Genomic DNA, 25,957 nt, shown 5'->3' with positions numbered 1-25,957 from the left:
CTAAATACCCGAGCGGTAATTTAGGCGCACACTATCTTGCGCTTGGCGGACAATGCCAAAAGCCTGTTTTAAATGTTGCCGCTGCAAGCGACTGAGCGATTCCGGTTTCAGAAAATGATTCGGCGTTTCACCGTCGGCCAATTGCCGAGCCTGCTGCTTTAGGCGAATACTATTTATGAGCGTGTAGGCATCTTCCATATTGCGGCTGTCTGCCAAACTGATCACCCCCATTTTTGCCAAGGCGTGAAGGCGCGCATAGGTGTTCACTTCTGCCAGCCCATTGGCCAAAGCATGTAGGCGCGTCATTTCTACAATCGGCAAAATACCGCGCTTTTTCAAATCGAGCTCGCGACTGTGTTCACCGCCCCGCTCTACCAGTAAGCGGCCAAACAAACCCAGTGGCGGCGTAGAAGACAACACATTCTCAGCCAAAGACGCCAAGAAAATACTGTTCTTTTGGGTTTGACTTAGCATATAGATTTGCAGGTTTTCGCACAGCGAAACCTCACCATAAATAGACCGCAGATCGAAAAAAATACTTACCCGCATTACCGCCGCAGAGCTAGGACTGCGCAGCCACGCATCCACGGTTTTACGCCACTCGCCCAACTCCTTGCGCCACTCAGGTGTACTCGCCATCACCCCACCGGGACAATAAACATAACCGCAGGCATTCAAGCCATCGCAAACCCGCTTCCCAAGTTGCTCAAACCAATGTTTTTGCGACTCATTAAGACCATCTTCAATCAGCAAACCATTATCCTGATCACCACCCAGCAACTGTTCACCACGGGCCTGAGAACCAAAACCCAACCAGCAAAATTTTGCCGGTGCAGGCCCTAATTCCAGTTGTGCCAACTCAATTAATCGCCGCGTTACGGCATCGCTAATCGTGGTAGTGAGCCGCGCAATTTGATGACTTTGCGTATCCGCCGCCACCCATTGCCGAAACATTTCCGGCAGGCGCTGCATCATAGTGGCTAATTGCTCTTCCGAATTGGCGCGCCCTATTCGCTGCACAAAAAACAGGGGATCATCTTCACGCGCCAGCTGAATATCAGAGGTCGTTACCATGCCGCAGGCGCGCCCTTGCTCATCCACCACCGGCAAGTGATGTACGCGTTTGTCCGCCATTATTAAAACGGCATCAAACAAATTCGCTTGCAGAGCAACCGTGCGCGGCTGCTGGGTCATAACCGAAATAATCGTCACTTCCCCATTACGCCCCGCCGCCAAAACCCGAGAGCGCAAATCGCGGTCAGTCACAATTCCCAATAACTGCCCGTCACGCTCAACCAACACACTGGACACGCGTTTTGCGGTCATCAATTCAGCAGTTTCAAAAATCGAGGTTTCAGGCGTAACGGTGAGTGGCGGCGAACTCATAACATCGGCAACCGCTCGGCTGTAATAATCCGCCTGTACTCGATAGCGCGCCGCCCTACGCAATCGCCGTTCCCGGCGGCTGCGAAAATAACGGTCAACATGACGAAAGCGAGCACACAAAGCCGCAAACGCATCTTCAGGTAAGTGATAAATCAGAGAGTCTTCAAAGGCGGTAAAACGAACACCTTGGGTTTCTGGCGGTAGAATAAAGGACTCTCCAGACTCCAAACGCTGGCTAATGCCCTCTTCGCCAAATTGGTCTACCGCGCCGCTGCGTAGAAGAAGTAAACCCTCGCCATCGGCAACCGAAAAACGGTGGCCATGACGGTAATACGCAATTTCAAATTGTTCGGCCAGCTCAAGTAGAGTGACACTATCGAGGCTATCAAAAGGCAGACAGTTGGCGAGAAAATCGCTAATCAGGGCAAGCTCAGGATGGTTTGCTTCCACCTAGTTCTCCCTCGAAATCATTATTTCCGAAAGTCTTCATGGTAGCTGGTTTCATAATCGCGAAACGCCAGCCCAGTCTCTCCAAAATAGCGGCTACCTTCCGCTTCTACAACTAAACGCAATAAAGGATTTTCAGACTCTGGCAACGTGGTGGTAATCACCCAGCTCTGCGCATCGCCTTCTACCTGTTCCATTTCTAGGGGCGGATAATTCGCCTCGGCATTTGGCACCAACGCCAAACTGACTTTAGTAACCGGAAATGCCGACTGCAAATGCAGCCGCAATAAATTTGCTGCTTCAAACTCAGGGGTAATCGTCACATTGAAATTGCCATTTTTCATTGTGCAGCGGCCGCTGCTATAACGGCAATTTGATGCAGCTACTAGCGGATAATCTTGCCCAGCCACGGCCTGTTGGGGCGGTTCAGTTACCGCACGATCCACAGCAAAATAGGCGATCACCGCAAGGATCGGCGCCACAATTAGCGCAATAACAAAATGTTTATTGGTTAGAAAGCTCATACAACTCACAACCTTACTTTTTTATTTTCTTATTACTATCAATTAGCGTCACGAACGAAGTTAGCTTGGCAACCAACGGAACCCATTTTTCAGTACCGCTGGATGCCAAGATAACGAGTGTAGTAGCTAATTAGTGGTCCTGCGCTTCAGCAACACCTGTAGGAACCCGAATATGCTCCACCAGCTCCTTCACATGATCCGGAGTAGCTTTAGTCACCGAAGATACCGCAAAGGCAACCGCAAAGTTCACTACCGCACCCACTGCGCCAAAGGCATTAGGCTCAATCCCTAAGAACCAGTTAGGCTTCATATCGCCGAGGAACGCAGTGCTGGCCACAAACATAATGCCCATATGCTGGAACACATACAGCAGTGTTACCGCAATACCTGCCACCATACCGGCAATCGCGCCTTCTTTATTAATGCGGGTGCTGAAGATACCCATCATCAAGGCGGGGAAGATTGAAGAAGCCGCCAAACCAAAGGCCAGTGCTACTGTTCCCGCCGCAAAATCGGGAGGGTTAAAGCCAAGATACCCCGCCAGCGCAATGGCACCTGCCATTGAAATCCGGCTTGCTCTCAACTCCGCCTTCTCAGAAATATCCGGCATGATCACCCCTTTCAACAGGTCGTGGGAGATCGAAGACGAAATCGCCAACAATAGCCCCGCCGCTGTAGAAAGTGCCGCCGCCAAACCACCGGCTGCTACCAGTGCAATAACCCAGTTAGGCAGCTTGGCAATCTCAGGGTTAGCCAGCACCATAATGTCGCGGTCGATCTTAACCATTTCATTGGTTGCTGCATCAGCGGTGTACTGAATCATGCCGTCGCCGTTTTTGTCTTCAAACTCCAGCAGGCCAGTATTTTCCCAGTTTTTAAACCACTGCGGACGCTCTTCATACACCAAGTTTTGCTCTGCATTTGGCGGAGAAATGGTGTTGTGAATATTCAAACGCGCCATTGCCGCAACCGCAGGAGCCGTGGTGTAAAGAATCGCAATAAACACCAGCGCCCAACCGGCAGAAGTCCGCGCATCTTTTACCTTGGGTACAGTAAAGAAACGGATAATGACGTGGGGCAGACCCGCAGTACCAATCATCAGCGAGAGTGTGTACACAAACATATTCAAGGTACTGCCGCGAACATTATTGGTGTAATCACTAAAGCCCAGCTCGGTAATAACCTGGTCAAGACGGTCGAGCAGGAATACATCGGTGCCGCTAATAGTTGCGCCTAATCCCAATTGTGGAATTGGCATACCGGTTAGATGCAGCGAGATAAAAATAGCCGGCACGGTATACGCCAGAATCAGCACACAGTATTGCGCGATCTGGGTATAGGTAATGCCCTTCATGCCGCCGACAACGGCGTAAACAAAAACAATCGCCATACCCACCAGCAGGCCAACTTCATAGCTCACTTGCAGGAAACGCGAGAAGGCAACGCCAACCCCTTTCATTTGCCCGATAACATAGGTTACCGAAATAATGATCAAACACACGACCGCGACAATCCGCGCAGTGCGAGAGTAGAAACGATCACCAATAAACTCGGGCACGGTGAACTTGCCGTACTTACGCAAATAAGGCGCAAGGAACATAGCAAGCAGTACAAAGCCACCAGTCCAGCCCATTAGGAACACCGAGCCGCCGTAACCCATATAGGCGATCAAACCCGCCATAGAGATAAACGAGGCCGCACTCATCCAGTCCGCTGCCGTTGCCATACCATTAGCAACAGGGTGAACACCGCCACCAGCTACGTAGAAATCTTTTGTTGAACCGGCGCGACTCCAAATGGCAATACCGATATACACGGCGAAGGTAAACCCCACCACCAAGTACGTTAAAGTTTGTAGATCCATGGCTCTTACCTCACTCGTCATCTACGCCGTATTTACGATCTAGGTCGCCCATTTTTTTCGCATAAACAAAAATGAGAACCACGAAAACGTAAATAGAACCTTGCTGTGCAAACCAGAAACCCAGCTTGTAACCACCAATGCGAATGGTGTTGAGCGCGTCGACAAACAACACACCGCAACCATACGACACCACAAACCAGATCACCGACAGCACAACCATCAGCCTGAGGTTTTCACGCCAGTAAGAATCGGCGTGTTCCTTACTTTGAAATGCCATTGTTATTCTCCTAATTTTACAGTGAGGCAGGATCAGCATGCGCTTAATCCCACCCGACAGCTATTGGACTTTAGTCTTCCTCAAAAATCGTATTTGACACTGAATTGAACGCGATCCATATCACCGCTGTCCTCACCATTCGCACCCTGGCCCTCAATGGTTTTTTCCGCGAAAATATATTCCGCACCCAAGGTCAGCTTAGCCGTTGGTGAATACAGCAGGTTGGTATGAATACTGTTGTAAGACTCAGGGGTAGAACCGCCCTGAACACTTTGTGGGTTATCGGCACTGGTGGCGGAATACACAAAGCTGCTGCGCAGTTTGTCTGACCAGAAGTGACGATAGGCAATGAAACCACCCACGGCATCAATCAACTCAATGTCGCCATTGGCCTCAATCACACCATCGCGATAGGTTTGCAAACCCATATAACGCCCCAAGGTGCCGGCGTTTAACTGGAACTTGATGTCGTCTTTACCCAACATCCACTTACCAGAGAAACTCACCCCGTAAGCCATGGTACTGTCATCGCCAGTAAACGTGGTACTCGCTTCTTTATAAGCAATCTCACGGCCAACTGCCGCCACGCTATAGGCAAGATCACCGGCTTTACCATCATAACGCAGCACCACATCCGGCATCGAATTATTATCATAAGCACTGCCGCCTACAGCAGCACCGCCACTTAATAAACCTGAAGAAGGGTTTTCCAAGGCAAACATCACTGCGCCATTGCCCACGCCCTGAGTCCAGCGAATCTGTGCTTGGCGCTCAAAAATAGTGCCCACCGGGCCAACAAAATCCAATGTTTCTGGCAGGCTGGCTACATTGAAAAAGGTCGTCCAAGATTGGCCGGCCAACAAAGAACTGTTTTTATCGTATTGCCACTTCACAAACGCATGACGAACACGGGAAACCGACGAATTACTAATACGCTCATCGCCAATCTGGTTTACCCCAAAATCCATTTCAATATGGGAAGAAATCTCACCGGCGTCAGTCTGAGTTTTGGTTTTAAACCAAAGTCGGGAATGCTTGGCTTGCATATCCAAATGGGTATCGCCAGAGCTACCGCCCACAGGAATGGTAGAAGCCACTAAAAAGTCATCGCCAACCGTAGCCGTAGCGCGCTCACCACTGCTGTATGAACTGTAAATCGCATCCAGCTTGATATAGCCGCCAAAGCTATATTCAGTGCTGCTTTTGCTCGCCTCTTTCTCAGCCAGTTGCGCCTCTAAACGCGCCACCCGCTCTTCCAAAGACTCAGCCTGCGCCACCGTCGGCAAGGCAGCGGCTACCGCCAACGGCAGCAATGCATATCGGAATCCCTTTAGCGTTATGTTTTTATTCGCCATGATGAAAACTCCCCGTTATGGTTATTTCAGATTTAGGAGTTTTAGTTATAGGCGCTTAAATGGAGGGGAGACATTAGCCTTTGGTCTAGGAGTAGACTAAGGTCTTAATGCTTGTCGCGTTCGCTGATTTTTTTAAATTTGAGCGATCAGAAGCAATAAAGAAAACGTTACATCACCAATTGTAGCTTTAATAGCCTTGTGGATTTTGCGATTGCCAACGCCAGGTATCGGCCATCATTTCGGTAACCGATCGCGTGGCTTCCCAGCCCAGTTTATTTTTGGCTTTGTCGGCATTAGCCCAAAACTCGGGCAAATCCCCTTCCCTTCTGCCCACAATTTCATAGGCTACTTTTTTATCTGTGGCCTGCTCAAAAGCAGACACCATTTCCAGCACGGAGAGTGGATTACCGGTGCCGAGATTGATCGCATCAAAGCCTTTTTCAATATGATTTAGGGCTGCCAAATGTCCTTCTGCCAGATCCATCACGTGGAGGTAGTCACGACGACAGGTGCCATCTAGGGTTGCGTAATCGCCCCCGAAGATTGAAAGTTTTTCACGGCGACCAATGGCCACTTGGGAAATATAAGGCATGAGGTTATTGGGAATTCCGCTGGGGTCTTCTCCGATATCACCACTTGGGTGGGCACCTACAGGATTAAAGTAGCGCAGCGCACAGATCGACCATTCTGGGTCGCTTTCTGCTAGGTCTTGCAGAATGGTTTCGACCATTGCCTTGGAGGTGCCGTAGGGGTTGGTGGTGCAACCTTGACCATATTCTTCTAAATACGGCACTGGCGCTTCTTCGCCGTAGATAGTAGCGGAGGAGCTAAATACGAATTTTTTAACTTGGTGTTTGCCCATGCACGCCAGTAATTTGAGCGTGCCCGCTACATTGTTTTCGTAATATTCGAGGGGCTTTTGTTTGCTCTCGCCCACCGCCTTCAAGCCGGCAAAGTGGATAACACTTTCAATATCAAATTGCTGGAAAACGCTTTCCAAATCTTCTGTACTGGTAACGTCGCCTTGTACAAAGGCTGCTGATTTACCGGTAATTTTTGCAACCCGAGCGAGGGATTCTGAGGAGCTGTTGGCAAGATTATCTAAAACAACAACGTCAATGCCTTTTTCCAACAACACCAGCACGCAATGCGAGCCAATGTAGCCCGCTCCGCCTGTTACCAATACCGCCACAATACCCCTCGCTAAATCCATTTTTGGCAAAGCGATAGTATGGCGTAATTAGTCTGAATTTTTTACTGGAATCTACAGGAAATAACTTAAGCGGGACATTGCGGTGCCAAAAATCGACATTTTTTTGGCGCTTTGGCTATACCAAGGTCTAATGGCCAATTTTTGCCCAATAAACGACACTGAATAAAAATAGAAAACACCAAGAGAGGGAATCACCATGGCGCAGAATGTGTACCAGGTAAAAGACAATATCGCTGCTGAAGCTCACATCAAACCCGCTGATTACTCAGCGATGTATCAGGAGTCGGTTAATAACCCCGACGCCTTTTGGAGCAAGATGGCAGAACGCATTGATTGGGTGAAAAAGCCCAGCCAAATTAGTGACTGCAATTTCAGCAAAGACAATCTCAAGATCAGCTGGTATGCCGATGGCGAGTTAAATGCCAGTGTGAACTGTTTGGATCGCCACTTGGAAAGTCAGGGCGATCAAACGGCGTTGCTTTGGGAACCCGATGCGGAAAATGGCGAAGGCCGCCGCTACACGTATCGCCAACTTCATGCTCAAGTTTGTAAGTTAGCCAATGGCCTGAAAGAGCTTGGGGTTAAGAAAGGCGATGTAGTTACCCTTTATATGCCCATGGTGCCTGAAGCGACGATTACCATGCTGGCCTGTGCCCGTATTGGTGCGATTCACTCCGTGGTGTTTGCCGGCTTCTCTCCTGAAGCATTGGCGGGCCGCATTGAAGATGGCCAATCCCGTATCGTAGTTACCGCCGATGAAGGTTATCGCGGTGGTAAAACCGTCGCGCTGAAAGCCAATGTTGATGAAGCCATTCAGCACTGCCACACCCAGAATGTCGATTCTGTTTTGGTATTGCGTCATACCGGCGCAGAAGTAACGTGGCGCAGCAACCGCGATGTGGATTACGCGAGTTTGGTTGAGAAGCAGTCCAGCGATTGCGCGCCGGAAGTGATGAACGCTGAAGATCCTCTATTCATCCTTTATACCTCTGGCTCCACTGGCAAACCCAAAGGCGTGGTGCATACCACCGGCGGTTATTTGGTGTATACCTCGCTGTGTCATCATACTGTTTTCGATTACAAACCCGGTGAAACTTACTGGTGTATGGCGGATATCGGTTGGATTACCGGCCACAGTTTTGCGGTTTACGGCCCGCTGGCCAATGGCGCGACCTGTGTGATGTATGAAGGTATTCCTAACTATCCCGATTGTGGTCGCCTCGGCCGTATTATCGACAAATATCAGATCAATATTCTGTATACCGCGCCAACCGTTATCCGCTCGTTGATGGCAAAGACCGAGGAAGCGACGTCAACCAGCAGCCGCAGTTCATTGCGCCTGCTCGGCACCGCCGGCGAGCCAATCAACCCAGAAGCGTGGAATTGGTTTTACGACATTTACGGAGAAGGTCGCTGCCCGATTATGGATACTTGGTGGCAAACCGAAACCGGCGGCATGATGCTCACCCCGATGCCCGGTGTAACACCATTGAAGCCCGGCTCGGCCACTCAGCCTTTCTTTGGTATTCAGCCTGCGCTGGTAAGTAATGAGGGTCAGGAGCTGAGCGGCGCAACTGATGGCAATTTGGTTATTAAAGCGAGTTGGCCAGCTCAGATGCGCACCATTCACGGCGACCATCAGCGTTTTATCGACACCTATTTCTCCACCTTTGAAGGTTGCTATTTCAGCAGCGATGGCGCTCGTCGCGATGAAGACGGCGACTACTGGATTACCGGCCGCGTAGATGACGTACTGAATGTGTCTGGCCACCGCATGGGTACCGCCGAGCTGGAAAGCGCGCTGGTTGCACACCCGCTGGTGGCCGAAGCGGCCGTGGTTGGCTTCCCTCACGAGATTAAAGGCGAAGGTATTTATATTTATGTGAGCCTGATTCAAGGACATGAAGGCACCGACACCCTGCATATGGAGCTTCGCAATTGGCTGCGCAAAGAAATTGGCCCAATTGCCTCGCCCGATGTGATTCAGTGGACCGAAGACCTGCCCAAAACCCGGTCCGGCAAAATCATGCGTCGGATTCTGCGTAAAATCGCGGCCAATGATTACGACAATCTTGGTGATATTTCGACCTTGGCCGACCCCAGCGTGGTGGCGCGCTTGATTGAAACTCACCGCCAGTTGGTGGCTTCTAACGTAGCGTAATTAGCTACGTTGCCCCTGCTCTCTCCTGGGCCCTAGGCAGCACACCCCTCGATTCCTATGGGCTTATTGCCCCGCGTATTGCGCGGGGCTTTTTTTTAACCTGACTTAATACTCGCGCTTGAATTCAGTAAACTGTCTGCGGAATATACAAGATAAAAATAACGGAAGGCTAAACGGTGACAAGCACTCGTTTTATTATCGCTGACGACCACCCCCTATTTCGCTCCGCTCTTCGCGGCGCACTGAGTCAGGCATTTCCCCAAGCGGAAATTCAGGAGGTCGGCGATGTTCAAAATCTGTTTGAATGTATTGAGCAACAGGCCGATATCGATCTGTTACTGCTCGATTTACATATGCCGGGCGCTCAGGGCTTTAGCGCACTGATCCACCTGCAATCACAGCATCCGGAAATTCCGGTGATGGTGGTGTCTGCCTCGGAAACACCCGAGGTGATGTGCCGGGCGATTGACTACGGCGCCAGCGGATTTTTGCCAAAAAGCAGTTCGCCCGAGCAAATTGAGCAGGCCATTCAACAGGTTCTTAAGGGCGAACGCTGGCTTCCGGAAAATGTGCCCTATCGGCCAGCAAAACAAGAACAGGAAAAAGATATTGCCGCCGTGGTTGCCAGCCTGACGCCGCAACAATTTCGGGTAGCGAGTTATTTGATTCAGGGCTTGCTGAATAAGCAAATTGCTTGGGAATTGAGTGTGACCGAGGCGACCATTAAGGCGCATATCACCGAAATTTTTCGCAAGTTGGGGGTGCATTCCCGCACGCAGGCGGTGCTGTTATTAAGTCAGTTGGACGTCACGCCACCCACGCCTTAAATAAAAAAGCCGCCTTTAGGCCAGTAGATAAGATTCCACTTGTTTTACAGATTGCTCGTCTAGCGGTTTGATTATCAAACCGCTCACAAGTGGATTGGCTTGCGCCCGCTCATGATCCTCGGGATTCAGGGAGGTCGTTAGAATCACGATCTTCGCTTGGTCTTTGCACAGCTCGGTAGACGCCGCCACCGCATCCAAAAACTCCCAGCCATTGAGCAAAGGCATATTGATATCGAGCAGGATAAGGTCTGGGCAGCTTGTGTGCTGAGACAGGTAATCTATGGCTTCTTTGCCATCGTAGACTTCTTGGATATTCAAATTGAGGTTGAGCGACTCCAATACCATGCGATGCAGGAAACACGTCGCCAGATCATCTTCAATCATCAAAATCGTTTTGCTGCTCATCTCGCAAATCCGTCAATGTAAAAATGAAACAGGAGCCACCCTGCTCATTTGAGTCTATCCAAATTTGCCCACTGTGCAACTCAACAATTTTCTTTACTTGCGCCAAGCCAATGCCCGTGCCCGGATATTTTTCCCGGGAGTGCAAACGCTTAAAGACGCCGAATACTTTTTCCCGGCAATCCTCGGGAATACCAATACCGTTATCGCATACTGAAAATTTGTAGTGCCCGTCTTTTGTTTCCGATGTGATGTCAATTTTCGGGCTGACGTCCGGATCGGTAAACTTAATCGCATTGGAAATTAAATTCTGAAACATCAGACGTAGATCTTTCTCGACACCCCAAAGCGTAGGCAACTCACCAACCGTGAGCGTGACGTGGCGACGCGTAAAAGTATCTGCCATGTCTTGCTGAACCGCGCGAAGACTGTCGTTGAGATCAATTAGCTCGATATTTTTCTTGTGCCCAATGCGACCGTAATCGAGCAGGCCTTTCACCTGTGACTGCATACGAACGCTGGACTGATCCACAAAGTCCATCATCTGCCGACCTTTGGCATCAAGCTGTTCGCCATATTCCCGCTTCAAAATAACGATAAAACTGCGAATGGTCTGCAACGGTTCTTGCAAGTCGTGAGAGGTAATATAGGTGAATTGCTCCAGCTCACGGTTTTTCGACTCAAGCTGGTTTACGGCTTTTTCAAGATCTTCGCTGCGCCGTATATAGGAGCGCGCCATGCGTTTGCCAAAGGAAACACTGTTCTTATTCGCCCGACTCATCACCAAGAAAATGGTCAGCAGCAAAATATCAATGACAATACCACCGACCAAAATCAGCTCGGGTTGATTATTACTGGTGGCATTGTAAAACGCCGGCGTAGACTGGATTTCAATGGTCCACAAGCGGCCATAAATCCACTTTTCGTAGGTATTGGAAAAGATTTTCGCATCGGCTGAACGCGGGTGTTGTCGCACTTCATCGTAGAGCACTTCAGCGCCATCTTTTAGGCGGATTTCAACTTGCCTACGCGCTTTTTCCAGCGTGCCCTGCATCAATTTATCTACCACAAAGGGCGCGTAAACCAAGCCTCTGAAGTGGCCGTCTTCAGGATCATAAAAAGGCACATAGAATAAAAAGCCGGGCATGTTCTCGGCATCTTGAACCAGTACGATTGGCCCAGTAATTTGCGCCTGACGAGAATCCCGTGCTTTTATCGCCGCTTCCAAGCGGTTTTTTTCGTAAGCGACATCCAAACCCACCGCCGCCGCATTATCCCCCACCGGAATGATATAGCTGATGGGCAGTAGTAAATCATGGGCGTGCTGGTGATGAATCCCGTAGTCCGGCCGGCTTTGGCGTTGCCAATCGAGATATGCCGCCAGCTTTTCTCTCTGTACGGCATGGATCACACCAATACCATTAATGCCCTTATATTTTTCTTCCAGATTGAGCGCCTCGGCAAAGGCCTGCCACTCCGGGAAGTCAATATCGCCACCATTGGCGCGAATCAATGCAGCGCCAGACCACAAGGCGTCTTCATACTTTTGCAAACGCTCAACGATCAAATCCACAACATGGTCGCTTTCGCGGCTGAAGCGAATTTCAGTTTTTTCAGATAATTGATTTTTGGAGTACTGCCAGATGCCAACCGTGAGAAACAGCGAAAGAACCAGCACCAGCCAGTGAACAAAATGCATTCTGCCCGCGCGCTCTAGTTTTTCCTGGCTGCTAAGCAAATCCTGCGTGCTGTATGTCGAGGGCGAGTTTTTCATGAGAAACCGGCGCTGTGATTGGCGGGCCTGCGCGAGTGAATTTCTTAGCTGAATTTCTTAGCCAAAGTTTAGCGGTATTTATAGCACAGGAAACTAAAGCAATGATTTAGGTAGTTACCGTAGAGATCACTCTGCAAATTTTATACAATGAGAACCATTTTTATTTGTAGATGCAATTTCAATGACATTAGCAGATCTCCAGAAAGGCCAGTGGACCCAAGTTTTGAACGTAACCGACGCCTACGAGCAAGACCCCATTGCTCACCGCTTACGTGAACTGGGCTTTGTTGCCGGAGAGTCTGTTTCGGTGATCGCCAAAGGTATTCTTGGCGGCAATCCACTGGTAGTGAAGATTGGCGATACCCGTTTTGCACTGCGTAAAAAAGAAGCGCAGCGCGTACTGGTTGAGCAGGTGAAATAATAATGGATATGGCAAGTCACGCGGCCACGCTGAATATCGCGCTGGTCGGCAACCCCAATTGCGGCAAAACTGCCCTCTTTAATCAACTTACCGGCAGCCACCAAAAAGTGGCCAACTACGCCGGCGTTACCGTTGAGCGCAAAGAAGGCCTGTGCCAAACCCCCAATGGCAGCAAGCTGCGCATTGTCGATTTACCCGGCGCCTATAGCTTAGATGCGGTCAGCCCCGATGAAAAAGTAACCCGCGATGTGCTGCGCGGTTGCTATCCCGGTGAGCGCGAACCCGATGTGATGGTATGCGTGGTTGATGCCACCAATCTTCGCCTGCACCTGCGTTTTGTGCTGGAGCTGATGACACTAAATCGGCCAATGATTATCGCTTTGAACATGATGGACAACGCCCAAAAACAGGGGTTGGACATTAATGTGGCAGAGCTTGAGCGCCAACTTGGTGTGCCGGTGGTCGAAACCGTGGCCATTAAACGCCAAGGCACCGATGTGCTCTTGAATGCGCTACAAACCAGTCAGTGGATTACCCCAGAGGTCGCCCCAATTAGCCTTGATGAGCGCCATCAACGCGTGCGTGAATTGCTGGGCACGGTGTTGCGTCGGCAACCTGAAAAGCAGCGTCTCGACGAGCAACTCGATGCGGTTTTATTACACCCCTTCATCGGTTTAGTGGTGCTGGCAACCATTTTGTTTTTCATGTTTCAGGCGGTTTTTGCCTGGGCCGCACCATTAATGGATGGCATAGTCGGCGGCGTGGAAACACTGGGCGCACTGGTCACTGCGCCGTTTCCTGAAGACAGTGCGATACACAGCCTGCTTAGCGATGGTATTTTCGCGGGGCTGGGTAATGTGCTGGTTTTCTTACCGCAGATTCTGATTCTGTTCTTATTTATTTTGGTGTTAGAAGAATCCGGCTACCTGCCTCGCGCCGCGTATCTTCTCGACCGTTTAATGTTTAGCGCCGGACTCACTGGCCGTGCATTTATTCCGTTGCTGTCCAGTTTTGCCTGTGCCATTCCCGGCATTATGGCTACCCGCAGCATCCAAGATCCACGGGATCGACTAACCACAATTTTGGTCGCTCCACTCATGACCTGTTCGGCACGACTGCCGGTGTATACCCTGTTAATCGCCGCGTTTATTCCCAAGCAAACCGTGGCCGGACTGTTTAACTTGCAGGGCTTGGTGCTGTTTAGCCTGTATTTCTTCGGTATCGCCAGCGCTCTGATTGTGGCCTATATCATGAAGTTTATGCGCCGTGATAAAAGCGAACATGCGCTGTTATTGGAGCTACCCGCCTACCGAATGCCGAATATCCGCGATCTGATTTTTGGCCTCACCGAACGCGGCAAAATCTTCTTAAAGCGGGTCGGCGGCATTATCTTTGCCCTTACCGTTATTCTCTGGGTACTGAGTAGCTTCCCCAGCCCGCCAGCGGATTTTACCGGTAGCGCTATCGACTACAGCTTGGCGGGGCGCATTGGTCATTTCCTCGCCATTATTTTTGCACCGCTTGGCTTCAACTGGCAGATTTGTATTGCGCTGGTCCCCGGCATGGCCGCCCGCGAAGTTGCAGTTTCGGCGCTGGGTACGGTGTATGCCATGTCCGGCAGTGAAGACGCCGTAGCAGAACAACTCGGACAACTGATTTCTCAACAGTGGTCTTTGCCAACAGCCTTGTCACTGCTGACTTGGTTTGTATTTGCGCCGCAGTGCATCTCTACCCTTGCGGTGATTAAGCGCGAAACCAACTCTTGGAAAACTATGACCTTTGCGGCGGGCTACCTGTTTGCACTAGCGTATTTCGCCTCGATGGGTGTTTATCAGCTCAGTCTTTATCTCATTAGCTGAGTGAATGGGAGCCTAGTGTGGAAACCCTTGTTCTGAGTGGTCTTATCGGCTGGAGTGTTTGGGTCACCCTGAAACACTTTAGTCCGAAGCTGGTTCAACGCGGCTTGTATACGCTCGGCTCTCACTGGGCGAAAGCACACTCTCCCCTACTGCAAAAACTGGGACAGCGCTTAATCAGTTTTGCTCAGGCCCAAGCCGCCGGCGGCCATTGCGGTTCGACCGGCGAAAGCTGCAATAGCTGTCAGGCCTGCGAGCCTCAGCTCACTAGCCCTCAACACGCCAAGACTCAAGCCAGCCCAACACAAGAAGAACCCCTCCACTGGCGCTAAGTGGATAAGGCGCATTTCACGCCAGATATGTCATAAATCACTGCCAATTCTGACAAGTCAAAAATTAGCCTTCGCCACGCCCAAGCGCCTCAAATTCAAAAATTATTTTTAACTCATTGTTTTTAAAACAATTTATTTATCAATCGCTTTTCAAATAAATTGGCACACGCCCTGCAATAAGCCCTACGCATGGTTAGCAAACCAATGCATTACTTAAAAACATTGGGAACCAACGAGGATTGCACTATGAGCTTAAGACTTGGCGACACCGCGCCAAATTTTCAAATTGCTACCACCACTGGCGACATTGATTTTCACGAATGGGCTGGCGATTCATGGGTATTTTTCTTTAGCCACCCCGCCGACTTTACCCCGGTCTGCACCACTGAAATGGGCCGCACCGCTCAACTGGCAGATCAATTTGAAGCCCGCAATGTGAAACCTCTCGGACTTTCAACCGACTCGGTAGAAGAACATCTACAGTGGATTGAAGACGTGAACGCCACTCAGAACACGACGCTGAAATTCCCCATCGTGGCGGACAAAGATTTCAAAATTGCCGAGCTGTACGAAATGATTCACCCCGGCGAAAGCGAAACTGCCGCCGTGCGCTCGGTCTTCATCATCGACCCCAAAAAGAAAATCCGCCTGACCATGACTTACCCCATGAGTGTCGGCCGTAATTTCACTGAGATTCTACGGGTAATCGATTCAATGCAACTGAGCGACGAAAAGCGCATTGCCACCCCAGCTGACTGGGTTCCCGGCAACCGCGTGATCATTCCGCCCAGCATCAAAAACGAAGAAGCCAAGGACCTGTTCCCCCAAGGTTGGGAAGAGCTGCGCCCTTACCTGAGACTGACTGAAGTCTGAGTAAAATTACCCCCTAGGTCTACCTGCCTCCTGCGGGAGGCAGTTTTTTAATATGAAGGGATCAGAACAATGAGCGACACCAACAACAATACGCCACAACGCACACCGCTACAGGTCTTTGGCAATATCGCCGCCGTGGCGTTTGCCGTGCGCACCGACAAGAAAAGCGGCAATGATTTTCGCGAAGGTAGCTTCAAGCAATTCGTTTTCGGCTCACTCGTTTTCACCGCCGTATTTATTACGGCTGTGGTTTCGGTGGTGAAGCTGGTATTGCCATAATATTGCGCATGACCGCCCGCAACACGGCAGGTTTCACCGGCTTGCTCAAAAAGCGATAGCCGGCGTTGACCACTCTCTGACGCATATCGTCGCTATTATCCGCACTGATCACCACCGCCTGCAAAGGCTGCCCCCAGTGATAGCTTAGCGCTTGAAGAACATCCAAGCCGGTTTCACCCGCATCGAGGTGGTAGTCTGCCAATACAATGTCTGGCGGTGATTCCAGTGTCCATTGCGCTAGCGCCTCACGCAGTGAGGCCGCCACATGCACAGTGCAATTCCACTGACTCAACAGCGATTGCATTCCCGCCCGAATCGCTGGCTCGTTATCAATACAAAGTACCCGCAAGCCTGCTAGATCAGATTGCAGTGAATCTTGTAAAACTGGCCGTGTGGTCACGGCCACCGAAGCCACTACCGGTAAGGTGACAGAAAATACCGTGCCTTTGCCGGGTGTGGAACGAAGCTGAAGATTTAAGCCCAGCAAACGGCTGATGCGCTGCACAATGGAAAGTCCCAAGCCCAAACCGGCTTCGCCACCACGACGCGGGCCATCGCTGGCGCGTTCAAATTCTTCGAAAATACGCTCCTGATCCTGCTCGGCAATGCCTGCACCGGTATCCCAAATCTCAAGTCGAACACCACCCGCAACCCGGCGACAGCCCAGTAATACGCCACCCTTTTGGGTATATCGAAGCGCATTTCCTACTAAATTTTGAATGACCCGCCGCAGCAGATTTTTGTCGGTATGCACCCACAGCGAACAAGGTGCCATGCGCCAAGAAAGACCAGAACGCTCTGCCACTACGGCAAACTCACGCCCCAACGGCACCAATAATTCCTGTAGCGGAAATGCTTCTGCGTTAACTTGCATGCGGCCGGAATCCAGCCGAGCAATTTCCCGCAGCGAGGTGATTAAGTCCTCGGCCCCAGCCAGCGCCTCATCAATATGTTTTACATCCGTATTTAAGGGAAGTTGCTCAACCTTGCTGGCCAGCGAGGCAGTAAACAGTCGCGCCGCATTAATAGGTTGCAAAAGATCGTGACTGGCCGATGCCAGAAAGCGGTTCTTACTGGCGTAAACCGTATTGAGTTCACGTTCAATCCGCGCCCGCGCCTGATTTTCATGCGCCAATGAGCGGTTGGCTTCTTCAAGCTCTGAGGTGCGCTCCACGACCCGCGTTTCCAACTGATCTCGCGCCTGCTCTAACTCACCAAACAAGCGGCGATATTCACTGATATCGGTATAGGTCGTGACATAACCGCCACTCTCAATGGGAATACCGCAAATTTCGATAACCCGATCATTCGGCAGCCGCCGCTCAAGACGATAAGGCTGCCCGTTACGCAGCAAAGTCAGGCGGCGCTGTACCGCGCCATCGACATCACCCTGCGCACCTTGCAGATATCCGCGCTCGGCATTGTATTGATAGACCCGCGAAATAGGACAACCAACGTAAAGCAAACGCTCAGGAAAATTAAACAACTCAACATAACGCTGATTCCACGCCACCAGATTGAGGTTGGCATCAACCACGCTAATGCCTTGGGGAATCGTTTCCAAGGTGACTTGCAATAAATCCTGACCAAATTGAATTTGCCGTGAGGAATTACCAATCAGCTCAACAAAATCATCTAATTTAAGTGGCTTGCGGTGTTGGAGTAATTCCAAGGTGCGGTGAGCGGACACGGCCCCCACAATCGACGACAAGGCCTCTTCTGTTTCCTTTAATACAAAACGCGGCACCCGGTCTTTATCCAAAAGACGATGCCCTAGGCGTTTTTCAAATTCACGCCACATACTTTGGTAGCGTTCATGACCCAACATCGGCACCAGAATTTGCTGTAACTGCCAGGATTCAACGGGGCTTTGTTCAAGCTCTAGCTCTCGGCGTGCCGGCAGGCGATGGATATCGGTAAAGACCCGCGCTTGCCGTAAATCCAGGGCGGTAAAGCGGCGCCCCCGAGAGAGAAAAATCATCAAGCCGGTATTAACTAACAAACTCCAGAACACGCCGTGGGTCAGGCTGCTTTCAAAAGACAAACCGAATAAATGTTCAGGACGCAAAAACGCATTGCCGAATAGACCCTCGGCCACCAAGGGGTGCGATTGGCCCAACATTGCGGGCACCAACAAGCAGAAAAACCAGATTACTCCGCCGCCGGCAATCCCCGCCACTACGCCAACAAAATGAGCACGCGGCCAATACAAGGCCGCCAAAATAGCGGGTAATAATTGCGCCGCCGCCGCAAACGACAATAAACCCAAGGAAGCCAAACCACCGCCGCCACTCAGCTGCTGTTCCAACAGCCATGCCGCTAGCAGAATGGCCGCGATAGCAATCCGCCGCACCTTCTGCAGCCAGCGCACATTCACCACATAGCTTTTTTGCAGCGCTTGGCGAATCGGCACAATCCATTCGTTGCAGACCATAATGGACAGAGTGACGCAGGCGACAATCACCATGCCGGTTGCCGCCGACAACCCACCCAGCAGCGCAATCACCGCCAAGGTTTCATTACCAAGTTCAATGGGAATCGACACCACAAACATATCCGCCGCACTGCGCTCAAAGCCCATTAGGCTTTGTCCGAGTACCGCAATTGGCGCAATCATCATTGAAAACAGCAGCAAATAAAGCGGGAATAACCAAGAGGCGGTACGCATATCCCGACGACTGTGATGCTCCACCACCATCACGTGAAACTGCCGGGGCAGACACACAATCGCCGCCATGGCCAGCAGAGTTTGGGTGATAAAGCCGCCCATTTCAGGGGTTCGATCAAAATTCCCCAACACAATTTGGGTGTCTGACGCGGGACCAAAACCTTTGAATAACATGAATAGCGAGAACAAACCCACCACCAAAAAGGCGCAGAGTTTCACTAGCGATTCCACCGCAATGGCGGTCATTAAACCTCGGTGGCGATGACGGCGATCCACCACTCGGGTACCAAAAGCCACGGTAAACAACACCAGTAGCAAGGCAGTGATAAAGCTGGTTTCGCCGGCAGAATCAGTCAGGCTGGTTTGCGGTTGCCATAGTTTTTCAATGGTTATCCAGCCCTTGGTCACCGCTTTTAGCTGTAAGGCGATATACGGCAAGCTGCCCACCACCGCCACCAGCGTGACCAGTGCCGCCAGCATTTGGTTTTTACCGAAGCGCGCGCCGAGAAAGTCGGCAATAGAGGTCACCCGGTTGCGCGAACAGACCACCGATAAACGCCGCAAAAAACCGCGACCAAACAGAAACAATAAAATTGGCCCGATATAAATAGGCAGAAATGACCAGCCGCTGGTCACGGCTTGCCCCACCGCGCCGAAGAAGGTCCACGAGGTGCAATACACCGCCAGCGACAGGCTGTAGATCAGGCTTTGAATCAGGCGATTTGAAGAAACGTGGCGATCTGACCACCAAGCGATAACAAACAACACGCCAATGTAAACAAAGGCCAGTAGCATTACCCACTGATTTGCCACCATAGGCGAATTCCTTGAGTGTTTTTATGTAACCGGAAGTCTAAACCGATGGGCAGCGCAGTGCATCCGACCAAAGTCGAGCAAAGTAAAAAAGATCAAAAAAGCTGCCAAAATCCGGGGTTTCGTTGAGCGCCAATGACGCGTAAGATGCCGCCCGAACGACTCCGCCGCAACGAACTTACAGCACAGCATGTCAGAAATTTTTATACCCGGCCAACGCTGGATTAGCAATGCCGAACCCGACCTGGGTTTGGGGATTATTCTGGAAGCGGAGAACCGCCGCGTTTTGATCGCCTTTCCGGCATCAGAGGAAGAGCGCACCTACGCCGCCGCCTCTGCACCACTAAGCCGGGTACAGTATCAGGCGGGAGACGCTATCCGTATTGCTGACCATCCACCGCTGACAGTTATTGAAGCCATCGAACAGCAAGGCTGCTTTATCTATCTGGCCGAAGATGAGCACGGCAATCGCCAGCCGGTGCCAGAGCAAGTGCTTAGCGCTCATATCAGCCTCAGTTCCGCCAAAGATAAATTGCTGGCTGGGCAAGTAGAGCACCAGCGTCGTTATCAATTGCGCATTGCCACCCTTGAGCAAAGCCAACGCCATGCCGCGGCAGGCAGCCACGGCGTTATGGGCCCTCGCGTACAACTGCTACCCCACCAATTTTATATTGCCAAACAAGCGGCTCAGCACGAGCAAGTTCGCTTGTTGTTAGCCGATGAAGTTGGCTTGGGCAAAACCATTGAAGCCGGTTTGATTGTGCATCAGCGCGTGCTGCAAGATCGGGCCAAGCGCATTCTGATTCTGGTACCAGAAACACTGGTGAATCAATGGCTGGTTGAAATGCTGCGCCGTTTTAATTTGCAATTCAGTATTTTTGATGAAGAGCGCTGCGGTGAAATTGACGGCTATCGCGATGAAGCCGACAGCCTGTTTTACGATGAGGAAGAAGAAAAGCTTAAAGAGCGTAACCCCTTCGAGGAAGCGCAGCTTATTCTTGCCTCAATGGATTGGCTCAGTGGCCACCCGCGCCGCGCAGAACAACTCTGCCAAACCCAATGGGATATGTTGGTGGTGGATGAAGCCCACAATCTACACTGGCAAGCCGACGGTAGCAGCGATGCCGGTTATCAATTATTAGAACAGCTTTGCAACGTTGTGCCGTCTGTACTGATGCTAACCGCCACCCCCGAAAATGCCGGTATTGAAGGCCATTTCGCGAGGCTCCGCCTGCTCGACCCGCAGCGCTATCCCAGCCTTGAGGCGTTCCAAAAAGAGCAGGCGGGTTACGCTGAACTTTCGCAATTAATTGACCGCCTGCAAACTCAGCCCGAGGACGTCATCGCCTCAAGTGCAGACATGGCGCAATTGAAAGCCTTGTTAGATGCCGCCAGCTTGGCGCAATTTGCCGACAATCCCGCTCACCATGCGCCGCAGCTTATCGACGCCCTGCTTGACCGCTTTGGCACCGGCCGCAGCCTATTCCGCAATACCCGCGCTTCGATTGGCGGCTTCCCTGCCCGTAAATTAAATCCACATCCGCTGCCCTTACCAACCGGCTATGGAGAGGGTTCGCTAGAAGAACAACTGTATCCCGAGCGCGCACAAACACCAGATTGGGTGAATGACGACCCGCGCATTAACTGGCTGGAAAAATTCCTGCTCAGCAACATCGACAGCAAAGTCTTACTGATCTGCGGCAACGCCGATATTGCGCGAGACATTGAACTATTTTTGCGCCTGCGTCGTGGTATTGCCAGCAGCGTATTTTACGAGGACATGAGCCTGCTGGAGCGGGATCGTGCGGCGGCGTATTTTGCCGACCCTGAGGAAGGCGCTCAACTTCTGGTTTGCTCAGAAATTGGCAGCGAAGGCCGTAATTTCCAGTTTGCCGAACATTTGGTGCTATTTGATCTGCCCCTCAATCCCGATTTACTGGAACAGCGCATTGGCCGACTCGACCGCATCGGTCGCCGGGGTGAAGTGCAGATTCATACGCCCTACTTCGAACAGTCAGCCCAAGAAAGTCTGCTGGCGTGGTACCGCGATGCGCTCAAAATCTTTAGCGAGCCATGCACTATTGGCAGCGCCATTATGGCGCAATACAAAACCATTCTTTGCGACGCGCTAACGCAACAGCGCCCGCAGGAACTCTCCGGCTTGATTGCCGAGGCCAGCAAAACGGCAGAATCACTGCGCGAACAACTCAGCGCCGGACGCAATCGCCTATTGGAACTCAATTCCTGCCGCCGCCCGCAAGCCGATCATCTACTCAGCCAATTACAGCAAGATGAGCGACCTGAACAACTCCGAGAATATCTAGAATTACTGTGCGATCAGTTCGGTGTCGATATTGAAGAACACAGCGAAAATGCGATCATTTTACGTCCCGGCGAACAAATGCTGACCGAGGCCTTCCCCCATCTTCCCGAAGAGGGTATGACCGGCACCTTCGATCGCGAACGCGCGCTCAGCCGTGAAGACATGCACTTTCTAACGTGGGAGCACCCACTGGTACACGACTCCATCGCCATGATTCACAGCGGTGATTTTGGTGCAGCGGCGGTTTCTACACTGCCCGTCAAAGGCCTCCCTGCTGGCACTCTACTACTGGAAGCCTATTACAGCCCCACCGTGCAAGCGCCGGTAGAAATGCAATTACAGCGCTTTTTAGCCGGCACCAGCCAACGCTTTTTGATCGACAAAAAAGCCAAGGATTTAAGCGCTGCAGTTAGCCATGACCGCCTCAACCAACTCTGCCAGAATGTGAAACGCAAACTCGTTCCCGCCCTGATGCGCCAAGTTCGCGAGGAGCTCGGCAGCATGGTGCAGCAATTGGATGGACTGGTTGAAATCAAACTCGGTGAATGGCGCAAGCAGGCAGGCGAAGCGTTTATGGCGCAGCGCAATAGTGAACGCCTACGCCTAGTTTCACTGGCTGAACGCAACCCGGATATTGGACAGGCGGAATTGGCCGCGTTTGATCAAGCCAGCCAAAAAGGCCAGCAAGCACTGGAACAGATGCAACTAAATTTATATGGTTTACGCTTGGCGATTGTCAGCCAGTAAACGCATAACGATTACGCCCGGAGAAAAACCATGCTGCTGTTTTCCATTAACGCGGTATCTAAAACCGACCAAGGCGAATTCAAAGCCGGGGAAGAAGTGCCGTTTATCGTCTACATCGACTTCGCCGATATGTTCGGCGCTGAATACCTCGCCAAACTCTATGTCATGCGCGAAGGCTTTACCGACGTTAACATCATCAAGCGCCGCAAAATCGCCATTGATAAAGCGCTGAGCCAAGACCCTCAAGTAAAACAAGCGCTGGAGAAAGGTTACTGCCTGCAAGCGTTTAGCGCGCACTGAGAGCCATTCCAATCTCTTGATCTAGCCAGCGATACTTAGCGTACAATCAGGAATACCTCCCGTGTGAGATAAACCCATGATGATGTCTATAATTCGCCACCTTCACAAAACAGCATTAGCTGCATTAATACTCCTTGTCAGCGCCCACTTACCCGCTTTTGCCGCTACAGGAGCCGCAGCTGAGTCCAGCGAGTGGCAATGTCCAGAAAGCCTTCAACAAACGCTACCGACGCTTGAAGCAGGTAAGCTGCAACTATGTGATACGGTGAAATCCGCCAAAGCGGTGATGATTGTAAATACCGCCAGCATGTGTGGTTTTACCCCGCAATTTGAAGGACTGGAAGCGCTTTACCAAGAATACAAGGATCAGGGGCTGCTTATTCTCGGCGTGCCCACCGGCGATTTTAACGACCAAGAATATGAAGACAGCGCCAAAACCGCCAAGGTGTGTCATGCCAATTACGGGGTGACCTTTCCGGTTTTCCGCAAGGGCTGTATTCGCTGTGACGACCCTCAGCCATTACTGGCTTTAGGACAAGAAGCCAGTGATACCCGCGCCAAATGGAATTTTTATAAATTCCTGCTCAACACCAAAACCGGTGAGGCTGAAGCGTTTAGCTCCATGACCAAGCCCGAATCTAAGAAGATCAAAAAGGCCATCGAGAAAATACTGGCTCAGTAGCTTTTTTACTACTAATGGCACAATAAGGCGCTACAAATAGTGCTACGGGTGGCAGTCATTGCGCTGTCACCCTAGACTGATACTCTAGTGTCGCAAATATAAAAGAGATCAGTCATGCCCCCAATCTTTCCTTTAAAACGCCTAGCGTCGGCCGCTGCTATTACCCTGCTTTGCGGCTGCTCGGCATTTCAAACAAGCACCCCAGAAACCGGCAAGGCCAAAAACGTTATTTTGTTTATTGGCGATGGCATGGGTATCTCAACGGTTACCGCGATGCGCATTTACGCCGGTCAGCAAGCGGGCGGCAGCGGCGAGGAATATGTACTGCCCTTTGAAACGTTCGATCACGTTGCACTAGTCAAAACCTACAATACCAACCAGCAGGTGCCCGACTCTGCCGGCACCGCATCCGCCATGCACACCGGCCATAAAACCCGCGCCGGCGTATTAGGCATTGGCCCGGAAGCTCGCCGCCAAAACTGCGCCGAAGCGCAGCAATATCCACTGGCAACCTTGGGCGAGCAAGCCAAGAACCGTGGTTTATCCGTTGGCATTGTCTCCACCGCAAGACTAACCCACGCCACCCCTGGTGCCGTTTACGCCCACACACTCGAGCGGGATTGGGAAAACGACCAAGCCATGCCTGAACTCGCTCATCAACAAGGCTGCGTGGACATTGCCAAGCAATTACTGAGCTTCCCCTTTGATCTCGCCCTTGGCGGCGGCTTAGCGAATTTTTTGCCCACGAGTGAAGGCGGCAAACGCGGCGATAACAATATTGTTACCGAGTGGCAGCAACGTACACAAGGCAGCTTTGCCAAAACCGCTGCGCAAATGTATTCCGCACCGACCAACGCACCGCTGCTCGGCTTGTTTTCGCCCAGCCATATGAGCTATATGCTGGACAAAACAGCCGAGAGCACAGAGCCAACGCTGGCGGAAATGACCACGGAATCGATCCGCCGCTTGGCATCGAAAAATAAAGGCTATTACTTGATGGTTGAGTCTGGCCGTATCGACCACGGCCACCACGCCGGCCAAGCCGGTTATGCCCTCACTGAAGGCGCCGCCTTTGCCGATGCCATACAAGCCGCCATGGACGTAACTAATCCTGAAGAAACCCTAATTCTGGTTACCGCTGATCACAGCCATGTACTGACCATGGCCGGCTACCCTACTCGCGGCAATCCCATTTTGGGTTTAGTGGTAAGCAATGACAGCCACGGAGAAACCGAAAACCATCCGGCGCTCGCCGGTGATGGCGTGGCCTATACCACCCTCGGTTATCAGAATGGCCCCGGCGCGGTTAGCGGTAAACGCCCCACGCCGGACACGGGAGAAAAAGCCTTACAACAGTCATTGATTCCTGCTGGGTCAGAAACCCATGCCGGTGAGGATGTGGCCTTGTATGCCCACGGCCCCGGCGCGGAGCGTGTTAAAGGCGTGATGGAGCAGAACAGAATTTATGATGTTATTAGCCGGGCGCTTGGCTTGAAAGAGTAGCACTGGAAAGAGTAACTCTAGAAAGAGTAACCGCGGAATAAAAAAAACGGCACGCCCCATGAAGGATGTGCCGTCTAAAAGATAGCGCTTGAGTCGTACTGAAACTTACTTGTCTTTAAAGCTTACTTACCTTTAAAGACAGGCGCGCGTTTCTGCATAAATGCAGCAACCGCTTCTTGCGAGTCTTCAGTCGCCAGACAAATGTTCTGCGCCTTGGCTTCCGCCGCAACAGTTTCAACATAGCTCAACGAACCCGCCTGACGCAGCAGAGTTTTGGCTTCACGCAGTGCAATTGGCGCACGCTGAGCCAGCTCTTGTGCCCATTTAGTTGCGGTTTCCAGAACCTGATCTGCCGGTACAATCTTGTTGGCGATGCCCGCTTCGGCACAGTCGTGTGCGCTCAGCTTGCCGCCTTCGGCAATCAGTTGGTAGCTGCGCTGGTAACCCAGTTGCTTCAGCAACAACCAGCTCGCGCCGCCATCAGGAACCAGACCCACATTGCTGAACGCCATCAGCATGTACGCGGTATCCGCCATCACCATCAGGTCACAGTTCATTGCAAACGCCGCACCGATACCGGCCATAACGCCGGGAACGGCTGCAATCACTGGCTTGTTCAGCTCAGCAATTTTTTGCAGCGCAGGGAGGTATTCCTCCATGATTTGCTCTTCAACGGTAGCGCGAGGACCCAAGCCTTCAGTCAGATCCGCACCGGAGCTGAATACTGGGCTGGTAGAACCCAATACCACCACACGAGCGTCGTCATCTTTCTCGGCCAGGCTCAAAACTTCTACCAGCTCTGCGCGCATTTCCAAATTAAAAGAATTCAGAGACTTGGGACGATTCAACAGAATTTGAATCACCTGACCCTGCTTTTCGAATACAAGATGTTTGTAATCAGACATAAGAATTTCCTGCATAAATACAGGG

The 25,957-nt window shown here is 51.4% G+C and carries 21 protein-coding genes; 11 read left to right on the top strand and 10 right to left on the bottom strand.

The genetic code is table 11. The features are described from left to right. From IB286_RS07935 to galE, 6 genes are all read right to left on the bottom strand, one after another. The gene (locus tag IB286_RS07935; RefSeq protein WP_190764256.1) at positions 1-1,836 is read right to left on the bottom strand and encodes a DUF294 nucleotidyltransferase-like domain-containing protein; all 1,836 of its coding nucleotides are present in this window, start codon (positions 1,834-1,836) and stop codon (positions 1-3) included. Between the two features lie 20 nt (positions 1,837-1,856). Then, positions 1,857-2,357, bottom strand: a complete 501-nt coding sequence (locus IB286_RS07930; RefSeq protein WP_190764254.1) for a hypothetical protein — start codon at positions 2,355-2,357, stop codon at positions 1,857-1,859. Between the two features lie 130 nt (positions 2,358-2,487). Then, the gene (locus IB286_RS07925; RefSeq protein ID WP_190764252.1) at positions 2,488-4,221 is read right to left on the bottom strand and encodes a sodium:solute symporter family protein; all 1,734 of its coding nucleotides are present in this window, start codon (positions 4,219-4,221) and stop codon (positions 2,488-2,490) included. Positions 4,222-4,231: 10 nt separating this feature from the next. Further along, positions 4,232-4,498 carry a DUF4212 domain-containing protein gene (locus tag IB286_RS07920; RefSeq protein WP_190764250.1) on the bottom strand — a complete coding sequence of 89 codons (267 nt, stop codon included), beginning with the start codon at positions 4,496-4,498 and terminating at the stop codon, positions 4,232-4,234. 80 nt (positions 4,499-4,578) lie between these two features. Next, positions 4,579-5,853: a DcaP family trimeric outer membrane transporter gene (locus tag IB286_RS07915; RefSeq protein ID WP_223826198.1), complete on the bottom strand. Its 1,275-nt coding sequence runs from the start codon at positions 5,851-5,853 to the stop codon at positions 4,579-4,581. Positions 5,854-6,040: 187 nt separating this feature from the next. Next, the gene (gene galE, locus IB286_RS07910) at positions 6,041-7,066 is read right to left on the bottom strand and encodes a UDP-glucose 4-epimerase GalE (protein WP_223826197.1); all 1,026 of its coding nucleotides are present in this window, start codon (positions 7,064-7,066) and stop codon (positions 6,041-6,043) included. 196 nt (positions 7,067-7,262) lie between these two features. Between galE and acs the strand changes: the two genes are divergently transcribed. Beyond that, positions 7,263-9,227 (top strand): acetate--CoA ligase, encoded by a 1,965-nt coding sequence (gene acs, locus IB286_RS07905; protein ID WP_190764248.1) that lies wholly within the window; start codon positions 7,263-7,265, stop codon positions 9,225-9,227. A gap of 176 nt (positions 9,228-9,403) precedes the next feature. After that, a complete protein-coding gene (locus IB286_RS07900) occupies positions 9,404-10,054 on the top strand; it encodes a response regulator (protein ID WP_190764246.1) in 651 nt (216 codons plus the stop codon). Between the two features lie 15 nt (positions 10,055-10,069). Here IB286_RS07900 and IB286_RS07895 read toward each other — a convergent pair whose 3' ends face one another. Together IB286_RS07895 and IB286_RS07890 are read right to left on the bottom strand one after the other, a co-directional pair. Then, positions 10,070-10,459 carry a response regulator gene (locus tag IB286_RS07895; protein WP_190764245.1) on the bottom strand — a complete coding sequence of 130 codons (390 nt, stop codon included), beginning with the start codon at positions 10,457-10,459 and terminating at the stop codon, positions 10,070-10,072. Continuing rightward, the gene (locus tag IB286_RS07890; protein ID WP_190764244.1) at positions 10,431-12,230 is read right to left on the bottom strand and encodes a sensor histidine kinase; all 1,800 of its coding nucleotides are present in this window, start codon (positions 12,228-12,230) and stop codon (positions 10,431-10,433) included. The genes IB286_RS07895 and IB286_RS07890 overlap by 29 nt, the downstream gene beginning before the upstream one ends. A gap of 181 nt (positions 12,231-12,411) precedes the next feature. Here IB286_RS07890 and IB286_RS07885 point away from each other — a divergent pair, with 181 nt between their 5' ends. The 5 genes from IB286_RS07885 (at position 12,412) to IB286_RS07865 (ending at position 15,991) form a co-directional block, all read left to right on the top strand. Further along, positions 12,412-12,651 (top strand): FeoA family protein, encoded by a 240-nt coding sequence (locus IB286_RS07885; protein ID WP_190764243.1) that lies wholly within the window; start codon positions 12,412-12,414, stop codon positions 12,649-12,651. A gap of 2 nt (positions 12,652-12,653) precedes the next feature. Next, positions 12,654-14,510 carry a ferrous iron transporter B gene (gene feoB / locus IB286_RS07880; RefSeq protein ID WP_190764242.1) on the top strand — a complete coding sequence of 619 codons (1,857 nt, stop codon included), beginning with the start codon at positions 12,654-12,656 and terminating at the stop codon, positions 14,508-14,510. Between the two features lie 17 nt (positions 14,511-14,527). Further along, the gene (locus IB286_RS07875) at positions 14,528-14,839 is read left to right on the top strand and encodes a DUF6587 family protein (protein ID WP_190764241.1); all 312 of its coding nucleotides are present in this window, start codon (positions 14,528-14,530) and stop codon (positions 14,837-14,839) included. 246 nt (positions 14,840-15,085) lie between these two features. Further along, entirely contained in the window at positions 15,086-15,712 is a 627-nt protein-coding gene (locus IB286_RS07870) for a peroxiredoxin (RefSeq protein ID WP_190764240.1), read from the top strand. Positions 15,713-15,781: 69 nt separating this feature from the next. After that, positions 15,782-15,991 (top strand): DUF2970 domain-containing protein, encoded by a 210-nt coding sequence (locus IB286_RS07865; protein ID WP_190764238.1) that lies wholly within the window; start codon positions 15,782-15,784, stop codon positions 15,989-15,991. Here the strand turns inward: IB286_RS07865 and IB286_RS07860 are convergent. Continuing rightward, complete coding sequence (locus tag IB286_RS07860) at positions 15,951-19,475, bottom strand: PAS-domain containing protein (protein ID WP_190764236.1); 3,525 nt, start codon at positions 19,473-19,475, stop codon at positions 15,951-15,953. The genes IB286_RS07865 and IB286_RS07860 overlap by 41 nt on opposite strands. A 187-nt stretch (positions 19,476-19,662) precedes the next feature. On the opposite strand from IB286_RS07860, the gene rapA reads away from it, so the two are divergent. The 4 genes from rapA (at position 19,663) to IB286_RS07840 (ending at position 25,027) form a co-directional block, all read left to right on the top strand. Further along, positions 19,663-22,542: an RNA polymerase-associated protein RapA gene (rapA, locus tag IB286_RS07855; protein ID WP_190764233.1), complete on the top strand. Its 2,880-nt coding sequence runs from the start codon at positions 19,663-19,665 to the stop codon at positions 22,540-22,542. A gap of 30 nt (positions 22,543-22,572) precedes the next feature. After that, positions 22,573-22,842, top strand: a complete 270-nt coding sequence (locus IB286_RS07850) for a hypothetical protein (protein WP_190764232.1) — start codon at positions 22,573-22,575, stop codon at positions 22,840-22,842. A gap of 76 nt (positions 22,843-22,918) precedes the next feature. Next, positions 22,919-23,524: a glutathione peroxidase gene (locus IB286_RS07845; RefSeq protein ID WP_190764230.1), complete on the top strand. Its 606-nt coding sequence runs from the start codon at positions 22,919-22,921 to the stop codon at positions 23,522-23,524. A 114-nt stretch (positions 23,525-23,638) separates the two neighbouring features. Then, positions 23,639-25,027 carry an alkaline phosphatase gene (locus IB286_RS07840; protein WP_190764228.1) on the top strand — a complete coding sequence of 463 codons (1,389 nt, stop codon included), beginning with the start codon at positions 23,639-23,641 and terminating at the stop codon, positions 25,025-25,027. 122 nt (positions 25,028-25,149) lie between these two features. Here the strand turns inward: IB286_RS07840 and IB286_RS07835 are convergent, their stop codons facing one another. Continuing rightward, positions 25,150-25,932, bottom strand: a complete 783-nt coding sequence (locus IB286_RS07835) for an enoyl-CoA hydratase/isomerase family protein (RefSeq protein ID WP_190764226.1) — start codon at positions 25,930-25,932, stop codon at positions 25,150-25,152. Between the last annotated feature and the right edge of the window lie 25 nt (positions 25,933-25,957).

It is taken from the genome of Spongiibacter pelagi, from assembly GCF_014705705.1.
Taxonomy (GTDB): Bacteria; Pseudomonadota; Gammaproteobacteria; order Pseudomonadales; family Spongiibacteraceae; genus Spongiibacter; species Spongiibacter pelagi.
Note: the sequence above shows the minus strand (reverse complement) of the source record. Positions and strands in the feature narration are given on the sequence as shown.